Genomic DNA, 13,794 nt, shown 5'->3' with positions numbered 1-13,794 from the left:
GCGAGGAGGGACGACGAAGCAATCGCACGTTATACAGAGCGGCGATGCTTCCGTGCGATTGCCACGCTACGCTCGCAATGACATGTTTGAAAGCACTATAATGAACCATTGAACAAATGAACTAATAAAATGATTAAAAGTTATTTAAAAACGGCATGGCGGTTTTTGTTGAAAAACAAAACCTTTAGTTTAATTAATATAGTGGGATTGGCTACAGGTACACTGTGTTGCCTTTATATTTTGCTTTATGTGCAGGATCAGTACAGTTATGATAAGCAACACAAAGATGTTAAAGACCTGTACCGTATTACCACAACGCTTGAGCTCACGGGTGATAAGCATGATGGCGCGGCAAGCTCGCCGCCAATAGCGCCGGCCATGAAAAATGATTTTGGCGAGGTTTTGCAGTTTACCCGGCTGGTAACAACCGAAGGTTTTGGAGCTAAACAGCATCTGTTACGCTACAAAGAAAAATCATTTTATCAACAGAATGCGGCTTATGTCGATTCTACTTTTTTTGATGTGTTTAACTTTCATTTTGTTAGTGGTAATGCCAATAAAGTACTGGCCGAGCCTTACAGCCTTGTATTAATGAAGCCGGTAGCCGATAAACTTTTCGGCAGCGAGGATCCTATAGGGAAAATGATCTCTATCGATAATTCATTCGGCAAACACGATTTTAAGGTTACGGGGGTGGTTGACGAAAGCGCCGGTCAGTCGCATATCAAAGTGAGTATGTTTATGGCTATGAACAGTGGCGGCTTAGGTCAGTACGTACGGCAAAATACCGCATGGGCCGGTAATAACTTTTTATATGCCTATGTAAAGCTGCGCCCTAATGCCAGCGCAGCAGCCCTTGAAAAAAAGCTTCCTGACTTTTTAAATAAATATGGTGCCGACCAATTGAAGGCCATCGGCATGAAAAAGGCGCTGCACCTGCAGCCTGTAACTACCATTCATACAACGCCAGGGCATGAGCATGAGCTAACCAAAACACTTGATCCTGCATTCCTGTACATTATGATACTGGTGGCTGTACTGATACAGGTAGTGGCTTGTATTAATTTCATGAACCTTTCAACAGCGCGTGCATCAAAACGTGCCAAAGAAGTAGGTGTACGCAAAGTAATAGGCGCGGGCCAGGGCGATTTGATGAAGCAGTTTTTGGGCGAATCGTTTATGCTGACGCTTATGGGCGTAGCCATCGCATTGCCATTACTCGTATTGCTGCTGCCATATTTAAACCAGGTAACCCATACCGATATTCATTTATCGTTTTTTAGCAATTACAGGCTTTTGCTAATGCTGACGGGCATAGTTGTGGTTACCGGTTTTGTAGCCGGAAGCTATCCTGCATTTTACTTGTCGGCGTTTAAGGCTATCAAGGTGATCAAAGGGAATTTTACCAGTCATATTTCGGCAGCAGGAATCCGTAAATCATTGGTAGTGTTTCAGTTTGTGCTGTCGATAGTACTTATAACAGGTATTATCGTGATCTACAGTCAGCTCAATTTCGTAAAAAATAAAGACCTCGGCTTTGACCAAAATCAAAAGCTCATCTTTAATTTTTATACCAATACCACGCAGGGCAAAATGAAGAATTTTGCAAATGATTTAAGGCAGCTGGCCGAAGTTAAAACCGTAAGCAATGCCGATAATTACCTGAGCCAGTTTGTACCGCATGATCACGGAGTTTACACTGCAGGAGGCAATATGACCACTGCAACTGATGCACAAAATATTAATACTGATGAGTTTTTTGCCAAAGCGAACGGCATTAAAATAATTGCCGGCCGGGACTTCCGGATAGGGGATACTACCCGGGTACTCATTAATGAAACCTTATGTAAGCGCCTGGGACTAAACCCGCAGACTGCTCCGGGTACACGATTGTATACCCAATATGATCCGGACCCGGTAACCTTTGTTGAAGTGGCCGGGGTAATGAAGGACTTTAATTACAACTCCCTGCATATGGAAGTAAAGCCGTTTATGCTGGTTTACCGTAATGATCCGCGACAGTTTAATGTGATGGTGGTATCAACAGATAGCAAAAACTATAAATCGCTGCTGGGCAAAATGGAAGCGCTGTGGCGTAAAGACATAGCCGACGCACCTTTTGAATATTCTTTCTTAGATACCGAGGTGCAAAAGCAGTATGAAACTGAAGTTACCTTGTCGCAAATTATTAATGCCTTTACGCTGATGGCGATAGTGATATCCTGCCTTGGCCTGTTTGGCTTGGCAGCTTTCAGTGCCGAACAGCGCAGTAAGGAAATAGGTGTACGTAAGGTGCTTGGCGCCAGCGTAACGGGTATTGTGCAGTTATTATTAAAAGATTTTGTAAAGCTTGTATTGATAGCCCTTGTAATATCCACGCCAATAGCATGGTGGGGCATGAGCAAATGGCTGCAGGCATTTGAATACCGAGTAACGATAAGCTGGTGGATGTTTGCCCTTGCCGGTATGCTGGCTATGATAATAGCCCTGTTAACCGTAAGCACGCAAGCCATAAAAGCTGCACGGATGAACCCGGTGAAGAGCCTGAAGGCGGAGTGACGAAAGTCATTAAGTCATTTGCTTCGCGTCATCAGGTCATTGAGTTAAAAATGACTTAATGACCTGATGACCCAATGATATAAAGTAAATGAACTAAGCATATGATAAAAAACTATTTAAAAGTAGCCTGGCGTAATTTGCTGCGTAATAAAACGCATGCCTTTATTAATGCTGCGGGGCTTTCGGTAGGTTTGGTGTGCAGCCTGCTGATCATGCTTTGGGTGCAGAATGAGCTGGATATGGATTCGTGGTTTAAAAATGGGTCACGGATCTATGCAGTTTATGAGTTACAAAAATACGACCATAAGCTGCATGGTAGTTACAATACTCCGGGCCGTACTACCGAAGAGATAAAAAAAGTATTCCCGGAAGTACAGTACGGTGCAAATATGGGTTTCGACCAATGGAATACCTTCCAGGTAGGCGATACAATATTAAAGATTGGCGGTACCTCCGCCGGCGAAGATTATTTTAACATCTTTAGTTATAAACTGCTTCAGGGTTCGGCCAAAACTGCATTAAATACCCCAAAGAGCTTGTCCATCTCGCGTAAAATGGCTAACCGTTTTTTTGGCAGCGCGGAGGCAGCCATTGGTAAAACAATCCGCTATGAAAACGCTAAAGATTTTACAGTTACTGCTGTATATGAGGACATGCCGAATAACAGCTCGCAAAAGTTTGATTTTGTGATGAACTGGTATAACTTTTTGGATGAAAACACCTGGGCGCGCGACTGGGGCAACCAGGGGCCAGCCGCTGTTATTATGCTTCGCCCGGATGCCGACCCGGTGAAGTTTGCCAAAAAGATCCCTCATTTTTTAGATTCTTATAATGGTACAAACCGTAAAACATCAACTTTTATCATCGACCTGGGGATGATGCGTTATAGCGATACTTACCTGCGGGGCAATTTTGAAGATGGAAAAATTGTAGGAGGGCGTATTGAATATGTACGTATTTTCAGCATAGTGGCGGTGTTTATTTTGTTGATAGCCTGTATCAACTTCATGAACTTAACTACAGCCCGCTCGGTTAAACGGGCTAAAGAGATTGGGGTACGCAAGGTAGTAGGTGCCGTGCGTTCGGCTTTAATAGGCCAGTTCATTGCCGAGTCGATGCTCATTACCGCACTTTCGGTTTTGGTTTCCCTGATATTGCTTGTACTGTTGTTGCCGTTTTTTAACGAGGTAACCCAAAAGCAAATTGAATTGCCCTTTTATGATGCTGCTTTTTGGTTCAAACTTGGGGTAATTACGCTGATAACCGGTTTAGTATCGGGGAGTTATCCGGCTTTATTCCTGTCGTCGTTCAATCCGGTTAAAGTGCTCAAAGGAGCGCTGAAGCTTGATACCGGTACCACTTTGTTCCGTAAAGGGCTGGTGGTGTTTCAGTTTGTACTATCAGTTGTGCTGATTACCGGTACTATAGTCATATCGGGACAGATGAATTTTATCCAATCGAAAAATTTGGGTTATGACCGCGAAAACCTGGTTTATATTCCGCTTGAAGGTGATTTGACAGCCAAATACAGCACTGTTAAGCAAGAGGCTTTGAGAATGCCCGGGGTTCAATCAATTACGCGGATCACCACTACACCTACCAATATCCAGAATGGAACGGGCGGTGTTGACTGGATAGGTAAGGACCCCAATGTTAATATCCAGTTCACCCAGGCATCGGTAGGATACGATTTTGTGAAAACTATGAAGATCAAAGTACTGCAGGGGCGCGATTTTTCGAAAGATTTCCCAACGGATTCTGTCGGCTATATCCTTAACGAAGCCGCGCTGAAAAGGATAGGGTATAAAAACCCAATAGGCCAGCCGCTGACTTTTTGGGGCAAACATGGCAAAATTGTAGGTGTAATCAAAGATTTTCATTTTAACTCCATGCATGAAGAAATTAAGCCATTGGTGTTAAGATGTGCCGAAAACGAAAACTATGGCAGTATCCTGTTACGTACGCAGCCCGGCAAAACCCGCGAAGCACTGGCCAGCATGGAAAAGCTGTGCAAACAGCTAAATCCGGCCTTCCCGTTCAATTATAATTTTTCGGATGAGGAATACCAGAAGTTGTACCAGAACGAGCAGGTAATTGGTAAGCTATCAGATGCATTTGCCTTTTTAGCCATCTTTATATCATGTCTTGGCTTGCTTGGTTTAGCCATGTTCACAGCCGAGCAGCGCGTAAAGGAGATAGGCATCCGCAAGGTACTGGGCGCGAGTGTAGGCTCGTTGTTCAGGCTTTTATCATCGGAGTTTATGTTACTGGTAGTAATCGCCTTACTTATTGCTTCACCAATAGCCTGGTATGCTGCTTCAAAATGGCTGCAGGGTTATGCTTACCGTACACAGGTACAATGGTGGATGTTTGGACTATCGGGTACGTTAATTATTTTGATAGCGCTGGCAACTGTAAGTTTCCAAAGTATTAAAGCAGCGCTGATCAACCCGATAAAAAGTTTGAGGTCGGAATAATTTGATTTCGGATGTTCGATTTCGGAGTTAAGAAATAATATTTTATCTCATTGTGAAGAGCGATGAAGCAACCGCATACTATACAGAGCCTATTTGCTTAGCATGCGGTTATCCTCCGGCAATGACTAAATGATAGGCACCAATGAACTAATGAACAAGTGAACCAATGAACTATAATCATGTTAAAGAATTACATCAAAATCGCGTTCCGTAATATTGTTAAAAACAAGGTGCATGCCTTTATTAACATTGCGGGTTTATCGGTGGGGATGGCAGTGGCCATGCTTATCGGTCTTTGGATCTGGGACGAGCTATCGTTTGATAAGTACCATAGCACCTACAACCGCATGGGGCAGATTATGGTTACACAAACGGCAAATGGCGAAACGCCTACTTTTCGATCGACCGTGGTACCGCTGAGTGCCGAATTGCGCACTAAGTATGCCAGCGATTTTAAACATACTTCGCTTTTTTGGGGTGGGGCACATATTCTTTCGGTAGGTGATAAAAAGATATCACAAATTGGGGCCTGGGCCGAGGGTGATTTGCCGGCCATGCTTGCATTGAAAATGGTAAAAGGCAGTTATACCGAATTCAGGGATCCTTCATCAATAGTTATATCTCAATCAATTGCCAAAGCGCTGTTTGGCAATGCCGATCCGGTCAATAAGACTATCAAAGCTGATAATAAAACAAACTTAAAAGTTATCGGCGTATATGAAGACCTGCCACGCAATACTTCATTTTATGAAACAAAGTTCCTGATGCCTTTTTTTAATAAAGACAATTGGTGGGGCACGCAAACAGGAGCATGGGACAATCATGGCTGCTCATTGTATGTTCAGCTGGCCGATAACGTGGATTTTGATAAAGTATCGGCCAAGATCAGAAACATTACCAAGCCGCATTTTAAGATGAATGATGAAAGTATACAGGTGCATCCCATGAGCAAATGGCACCTGTACAGCGATTTTAAAAACAGCAAACCGGTTGGCGGGCTTATTGAAATGGTTTGGCTGTTTGGTATCATCGGCGTATTTGTATTGTTACTGGCCTGTATCAATTTCATGAACCTGAGCACTGCCCGAAGCGAGAAACGCGCTAAGGAAGTGGGAATCAGAAAGTCGATCGGCTCCATGCGCTCACAACTCATCAACCAGTTTTTAAGCGAATCGGTAATATTTGCCTGTTTGGCGCTGGTGGTTACGGTGGGTATAGTTTTGATTGCGCTGCCATCATTTAATCACATTGCCGATAAGCAAATAAATATGCCATTTGGCAATGTTTGGTTTTGGCTCCTGGCTTTGGGTTTTACCTTATTTACAGGCGTCATAGCAGGCAGTTATCCGGCATTTTACCTCTCATCATTTGAGCCGGTGAAGGTTTTAAAGGGGACTTTCAAGGTAGGTCGTTTTGCGTCTCTGCCGCGTAAGGTTTTGGTTGTTGTGCAGTTTACGGTATCCATAGCGCTGATTATAGGTACTATAGTTGTGTTCAGGCAAATCCAGTATGCTAAAGACAGGCCGGTCGGTTATTCGCGTGCAGGCTTGCTTTCTATCGAAATGAGGACTCCTGAGATTTACGGACATTATGAAACTATGCGTAACGACCTGATCCAAACCGGTGCGGTTGAGGATATGGCCGAATCAAACAGTACTACTACAGAAATTTGGGCAAATAACGGAGGTTTCGATTGGGATGGCAAGCCTGCAGGCTTCGATCCAACTTTTGGTACCGTTGCTACAACTTATGATTTTGGGCATACCGTAGGCTGGAAAATTATCCAGGGCCGCGATTTTTCAAGAAACTTCCCTACGGATACCGGTGCCTTTATCCTGAACGAATCGGCAGTGAAAATGAGCGGTATTAAAAATCCGGTGGGCAAAGTGATCAGGTGGAACAAACAGGATCACATTGTTACGGGCGTTGTGAAGGATATGGTGATGGAATCGCCTTACAAAAAAACTGTAGCTACTGTATTTATGATGTTGCCCGGCTGGGTTAATTTCATAACGCTGAGGGTTAAACCAACTATGCCCATGCAGGAAGCTTTAAAAAAGATAGAACCTGTGTTCAAAAAATATAACCCCGGAAGCCCGTTTGATTTTAAGTTTAACGATGATGAATACGCGAGCAAGTTTTCGGACGAACAACGGATCGGCAACCTCGCTACCATATTTGCGGTGCTGGCTATATTTATATCGTGCCTTGGCTTATTCGGTCTGGCTTCATTTGTTGCCGAACAACGCATCAAGGAGATAGGGGTGCGCAAAGTATTGGGTGCTTCGGTGGCTAATCTTTGGCGGTTGCTTTCCACCGAGTTTGTGGTTTTAGTTACCATATCGCTCTTTATAGCTATTCCGGCAACATACTATTATATGAACAACTGGCTGCATAAGTATGAATACCGGTCGACCATAACCTGGTGGATCTTCGCGGCATCAGGAGTTGGCGCCGTGGTAATCACTTTATTAACGGTTAGCTACCACGCCATAAAAGCGGCGCTGGCCAACCCGGTAAAGAATTTGAGATCAGAATAAGTGGTTAGAGGTTGGAGATTAGAGGTTAGAAGAAGGGGAGACACCAACAAACTAATGAACAAGTGAACCAATGAACTTTAGTTATGTTTAAAAACTATTTAACCGTTGCGTGGCGAAACCTTGTTAAGAACAAGGCGCATACGTTTATCAATATTACAGGCCTGTCGGTAGGTATGGCGGTAGCTATGCTTATTGGCCTGTGGATCTGGGATGAGTTATCGTACAATAAGAGTTTTGACAATTATGACCGTATTGTGCAGGTGTGGCAAAATCAAACCTTTAATGGTGTTACAGATGCACAAACAGCCATGCCTATGCCGCTCGGGTATAAACTCCGGGATGATTTTAAGCATGACTTTAAATATGTAGTGCTTTCAACCTGGACAGATACGCATATTATGGCTTATGGTGATAAAAAGCTTACCAAACAAGGGAACTACATGCAGGCCGAAGCACCTGACCTGCTTAGCCTCAAAATGCTGAAAGGCACACATTCGGGCCTGGCAGATCCTTCATCTATTATGCTTTCTGCGTCACTGGCTAAAGCGCTTTTTGGCGATGCCGACCCGATGCTCAAGACCATTAAAATTGATAATGAGTGGAATGTTAAGGTAACGGGAGTGTATGAGGATATACCGCATAACAGCAATTTTCGGGATCTTGGTTTTGTTGCCCCATGGGATCTGTACATGACCACAATGCCCTGGTTAAAAAATGCCCGTACGCGCTGGGGCAATAATTCCTGGCAAATCTTCGCTCAGCTAAAACCGGGTGCCAATCTGGATAAGGTATCGGCAGAGATCAGGAATATAAAACTTGATGGTCTTAAAGCCCAGGGCGATAATGTGGGCGTGAGTTTTAAGGCTGCGGTTTTCTTACATCCCATGAGCAAATGGCACCTGTCCTCGGAGTTTAAAGGTGGGTTTAATACCGGCGGCGATATCAAATTTGTATGGATGTTTGGCATCATCGGTGTGTTTGTGCTGCTGCTGGCCTGCATCAATTTCATGAACCTGAGTACCGCCCGGAGTGAGAAACGGGCCAAGGAAGTAGGGATCCGCAAAACGGTAGGTTCGTTAAGGAGCCAGCTTATCAGCCAGTTTTTTATTGAATCGCTCATGATCGCCGTGTTTGCTTTTGGAGTTTCTATATTGCTGGTACAGCTTACATTGCCCTGGTTTAATACCGTTGCCGATAAAACAATGCATGTGCTTTGGGGCAATGTTGTATTTTGGTTGATGGGTTTAGGTTTCAGCATCTTTACAGGCTTAATAGCGGGAAGCTACCCTGCTTTTTACCTGTCGTCGTTTCAACCGGTTAAGGTGCTTAAAGGTACTTTTAAGGCCGGACGCTTTGCCGCTATACCACGTAAGGTTCTTGTTGTAGTGCAGTTTACCGTTTCGGTTACACTAATCATCGGTACCACCATTGTTTTCAGGCAGGTGCAGTTTACCAAGAACAGGCCTATTGGGTATGAGCGCACGGGCCTTGTGCAGATGGACATGCGCACGAACGAGATCCACAAGCATTTTGAAGCGGTAAGGACCGATCTGCTTAAATCCGGCGCAATTATTGAAATGGCTGAGTCTGGCAGTCCGCTTACAGGCGTTTATTCAAATAACAGCGGCCTTAACTGACGGGATAAGCCAGCGGGCTTACAGGATGATTTTGGTACAATAACTATTAGCCCCGAGTTTGGAAAAGTAGCCCAGTGGAAAATTGTTGACGGGCGTGATTTTGAAAAGAATAACCTTGCCGATTCGCTGGGTATTATCGTCAATGAGTCGGCCGCCAGGTTCATGAACTTTAAACACCCGGTTGGCGAAACGGTAGATTGGTTTAAAAAGTTTAAGATCATAGGTGTAATCAAAGATATGGTGATGTCGTCGCCATATGAGCCGGTTAAGCCATCGTTATTCTTGTTGGATAAAAATGATTTTAGCCTGCTTGATATCCGCCTGAACCCTAAAATGAGCGCGCACGACGCGTTGGCCGAAATTGAAGCCATGTTTAAAAGATATGCGCCAGGTACTCCTTTTGAATATAAGTTTACCGACGAAGAGTATGCCCGTAAATTCACCAACGAAGAGCGCATAGGCAAACTCGCCGGCTTCTTTACGCTGCTTGCCATTTTTATAAGCTGCATGGGCTTGTTTGGCATGGCATCATTCATGGCCGAACAACGCACTAAGGAGATTGGTGTACGCAAAGTGCTGGGTGCTTCAATATTTAGCCTATGGCAATTAATGTCGAAGGAATTTGTGCTCCTGGTATCGGTATCATTATTGATAGCCATACCAACAGCTTATTACTTTATGCAGGGCTGGCTGCAGGATTATAAATACCGGGCCGATTTATCATGGTGGATATTTGGCCTCACCGCAATAGGAGCCATCGCTATAACGCTGCTCACGGTAAGTTATCAAAGTATAAAAGCAGCTTCAATGAATCCGGTAAAAAGTTTGAAAACAGAATAGGGTGAGTGATTAAGACTAAAGGCCAGTTTTTACCCCGTTGCCGTGCCCTTACGACAACGGGGTGGGGCTTTCTGAACATGAATTAAACGAATTAAGGGGTTTATCGGATTTGCTAAGTATCCTGCTATAAAGTTTTAAGCTTTATGCTTTGTACATTCCGCTTTATAAATCTATAATTTGGTTCAGGCATCATTATGTAAATCCTCTAATTTTGCAAATTCAGATTCAGACAATAACAATAAAACACCGTAATGTCAATCTTGCATCCCCGCATAACGGTTTAAAGCATTATCCTTTCGGCATTCGGCACAAAATCTTACATTTGCCTGTCAATTTGGCTCTAACGGTTGCTATGGCGCAATTGTTGAGCCGGGTTGTATCATAATAAAATAATATGTTAAATTTTATCAGTAAGCTTTTCGGAAGCAAATCAGAACGGGATGTAAAAAGTATACAGCCTATAGTTGAGAAAATTAAGGCTGAATATGCTAAGCTTGGCTCCCTGAGTAATGATGAGCTTAGGGCTAAGACCATATATTTTAAAGAAACCATTGCCGAAGGCCTTTCTGGTATCGACAGTGAAATACAAGCCATTAAAGATCGTACAGAAAACGAGCTTGATATGGATGTAGCCGAAAAAGTTGAGCTTTATACTCAGCTTGATAAGCTTGAAAAAGACCGTAATAAAGAGCTTGAAGACATATTGATGAATATATTGCCCGAGGCATTTGCTGTAGTTAAAGAAACAGCAAGCCGCCTGGCTGCCAATAGTTCATTAGAAGTTACCGCTACCGAGTTTGACCGCACGCTGGCTGCCCGCAAACCAAACGTTACTATTAAAGGCGATAAAGCTTTTCATAGCAGCACATGGATAGCAGCGGGTAACGAGGTTACCTGGAACATGGTTCATTATGATGTGCAGCTTATCGGTGGTACCGTATTGCACCAGGGTAAAATATCGGAGATGGCAACGGGCGAAGGTAAAACGCTGGTAGCCACGCTGCCTGCATATCTTAACGCTTTAGCCGGACAAGGCGTTCACATCGTAACGGTGAACGATTACCTGGCCCGACGAGATAGTGAGTGGATGGGCCCGTTGTATGAATTCCACGGTTTATCTGTTGATTGCATCGACAAACATGAACCAAACTCTGAGCAGCGCCGTGCCGCTTATTTGGCCGATATTACTTTTGGTACCAACAACGAATTTGGTTTCGATTACCTGCGTGACAATATGACACGCAGCCCGGAAGAGCTGGTACAACGCAAATTGCATTATGCCATGGTGGATGAGGTTGACTCCGTTTTAATTGACGATGCCCGTACACCTTTAATTATATCAGGCCCTATCCCACGTGGCGATGAGCATGAATTTTACGAGTTGAAACCACGCATCGAGCGTTTGGTTAATGCGCAAAAAAACTACGTTAACGGCGTATTGAACGAAGCTAAAAAAGCTATTAACGACGGTAATACCGATGTTGATGGTGGTGGTTTAGCTTTGTTACGTGCTTTCCGCGGTTTGCCAAAAAGCAAAGCATTAATTAAATTTTTGAGTGAAGGCGGTAACCGTACCATCCTGCAAAAAGTAGAAAATCACTACATGCAGGATCAGGGCAAGGAAATGCCTAAGGTTGACTCTGAATTATTCTTCGTTATTGACGAGAAAAATAACCAGGTTGAACTTTCTGAAAAAGGTATCGAGCTGATCACCGCATCCGGCGAAGATCCTCACTTTTTTGTGATGCCTGATGTAGGTACCGAAATTGCCGAGATCGAAAAATCAACCTTAAGCGCTGAAGAAAAGATTGCCCGTAAAGACGAATTGATGCGTGACTTCTCCATCAAATCTGAACGTATCCATTCGGTTAACCAGTTACTGAAAGCTTATACCCTTTTTGAAAAAGATACCGAATATATTCTTGACGAAGGAAAGGTAAAGATAGTTGACGAGCAAACCGGTCGTGTATTGGACGGCCGCCGTTACTCTGATGGCTTACACCAGGCTATTGAGGCTAAAGAAAACGTAAAAGTTGAGGATGCTACCCAAACTTTTGCAACCATTACCCTGCAAAACTACTTCAGGATGTACCATAAGCTTTGCGGCATGACTGGTACCGCTGTTACCGAAGCAGGCGAGTTTTGGGAGATCTATAAACTGGATGTGGTTGAAATTCCAACTAACTCCGCCATCACCCGCGAAGACAAACAGGATTTAGTTTACCGCACTGTACGTGAAAAATACAACGCGGTAGCCGAAGAAATTGTTAGCCTTACCCAGGCTGGCCGCCCGGTACTGGTTGGCACAACATCGGTTGAAATTTCTGAATTATTAAGCCGTATGCTTAAGTTGCGCGGTATCAAACATAACGTACTGAATGCCAAAATGCACCAGAAAGAAGCCGATATTGTGGCTGAAGCTGGTAAAGCCGGCACTGTCACCATTGCTACCAACATGGCTGGTCGTGGTACGGATATTAAATTAGGCCCTGGCGTTAAAGAAGCCGGTGGTTTAGCCATTGTGGGTACCGAGCGTCACGAATCACGCCGTGTCGACAGGCAGTTGCGCGGTCGTTCTGGTCGTCAGGGTGACCCAGGTTCTTCACAGTTCTTCGTATCGTTAGAGGATAACCTGATGCGTTTATTCGGATCAGAGCGGATTTCAAGCCTGATGGTACGTATGGGCATTGAAGAAGGCGAGGTGATCCAGCACTCTATGATCTCCAAATCAATTGAGCGCGCACAGAAAAAAGTGGAAGAAAACAACTTCGGCATTCGTAAACGTTTGCTGGAATATGACGATGTGATGAACTCACAGCGTACGGTGATCTACACCAAACGTAAAAACGCCCTGTTTGGTGAGCGTTTGGATGTTGACCTGAGCAACACCATTTTTGATGTGGTTGAGGACATTGTTACCGAATATAAAGAAAGTGCCAACTACGAAGGCTTTACCTTAGAAGTGATCCGCTTGTTCTCGGTTGATATTGAGCTTAGCGCTGACGAATTTACTGCAAAAACAATTCCGGCATTAACTGATCTGACCTTCCAAACGGTAATGGACTTTTATAAACGTAAACAGGAAGCAGTTGCACAACAGGCCTATCCGGTTATTAAAGACGTTTATGAAACCCGCGGTCAGTATGTTGAAAACATTGTTGTTCCGTTCAGCGATGGTATTCACGGTATCCAGGTAGCCGTTCCGCTTAAAAAGGCGGTTGAAAATCACGGTCACGAGGTATTTAAATCTTTCGAGAAAAACGTTACCCTGTACCTGATCGACGATGCATGGAAAGAGCACCTGCGCGAAATGGACGAGTTAAAACAATCAGTACAAAACGCGGTTTACGAACAAAAGGACCCGCTGTTGGTTTACAAGTTTGAGGCGTTTGAACTGTTCAGGGGGATGCTGGCTAACGTGAACAAGGAAATTGTAAGCTTCCTGTTCCGCGGCGGGATCCCGGTTCAGCAACAGGCCGAAGAGGTAAGGGAAGCAAGGCCTGAGCCAAAGCTTGACTTGCGCAAAATGAAAACCACCAAGGCCGAAGTAGTGAGCGAAAGTAACGGTGTGCCTATGGATGATTTTCCGCAGGAGCCGCAAAAGATCACCCCGGTAAGGGTTGAAAACAAAATTGGCCGTAATGACCCTTGCCCTTGCGGTAGCGGTAAAAAATACAAAAACTGCCACGGCGTAGGGCAGAATTAAGCCTTTGAAAATGTCATCCCGAACTTGTTTCGGGA

The 13,794-nt window shown here is 44.2% G+C and carries 6 protein-coding genes; all 6 read left to right on the top strand.

The genetic code is table 11. The features are described 5' to 3' along the window. Positions 1-129: 129 nt before the first annotated feature. The 6 genes from IEX80_RS16120 (at position 130) to secA (ending at position 13,759) form a co-directional block, all read left to right on the top strand. On the top strand, positions 130-2,559 hold the full coding sequence (locus IEX80_RS16120; protein ID WP_188833449.1) for an ABC transporter permease: 2,430 nt from the start codon (positions 130-132) through the stop codon (positions 2,557-2,559). Between the two features lie 101 nt (positions 2,560-2,660). Continuing rightward, entirely contained in the window at positions 2,661-5,036 is a 2,376-nt protein-coding gene (locus IEX80_RS16115; RefSeq protein WP_188833448.1) for an ABC transporter permease, read from the top strand. A 179-nt stretch (positions 5,037-5,215) separates the two neighbouring features. Then, positions 5,216-7,576, top strand: coding sequence for an ABC transporter permease (locus IEX80_RS16110; protein ID WP_188833447.1), 2,361 nt, complete (start codon positions 5,216-5,218; stop codon positions 7,574-7,576). Positions 7,577-7,659: 83 nt separating this feature from the next. After that, a complete protein-coding gene (locus tag IEX80_RS27820) occupies positions 7,660-9,213 on the top strand; it encodes an ABC transporter permease (protein WP_229701651.1) in 1,554 nt (517 codons plus the stop codon). A 39-nt stretch (positions 9,214-9,252) separates the two neighbouring features. Then, the gene (locus IEX80_RS27815) at positions 9,253-10,053 is read left to right on the top strand and encodes an ABC transporter permease (RefSeq protein ID WP_308421701.1); all 801 of its coding nucleotides are present in this window, start codon (positions 9,253-9,255) and stop codon (positions 10,051-10,053) included. A gap of 394 nt (positions 10,054-10,447) precedes the next feature. Next, positions 10,448-13,759 carry a preprotein translocase subunit SecA gene (gene secA, locus IEX80_RS16100; protein WP_188833446.1) on the top strand — a complete coding sequence of 1,104 codons (3,312 nt, stop codon included), beginning with the start codon at positions 10,448-10,450 and terminating at the stop codon, positions 13,757-13,759. Positions 13,760-13,794 lie beyond the last annotated feature (35 nt).

The organism is Mucilaginibacter rubeus, from assembly GCF_014643835.1.
Taxonomy (GTDB): domain Bacteria; phylum Bacteroidota; class Bacteroidia; order Sphingobacteriales; family Sphingobacteriaceae; genus Mucilaginibacter; species Mucilaginibacter rubeus.
This window is presented reverse-complemented; position numbering and strand designations above follow the sequence as displayed.

Bases quoted from the DNA above. Each gene is read 5' to 3' on its own strand.
- IEX80_RS16120 (WP_188833449.1), top strand. From the start codon at position 130: ATGATTAAAAGTTATTTAAAAACGGCATGGCGGTTTTTGTTGAAAAAC.
- IEX80_RS16115 (WP_188833448.1), top strand. From the start codon at position 2,661: ATGATAAAAAACTATTTAAAAGTAGCCTGGCGTAATTTGCTGCGTAAT.
- IEX80_RS16110 (WP_188833447.1), top strand. From the start codon at position 5,216: ATGTTAAAGAATTACATCAAAATCGCGTTCCGTAATATTGTTAAAAAC.
- IEX80_RS27820 (WP_229701651.1), top strand. From the start codon at position 7,660: ATGTTTAAAAACTATTTAACCGTTGCGTGGCGAAACCTTGTTAAGAAC.
- secA (WP_188833446.1), top strand. From the start codon at position 10,448: ATGTTAAATTTTATCAGTAAGCTTTTCGGAAGCAAATCAGAACGGGAT.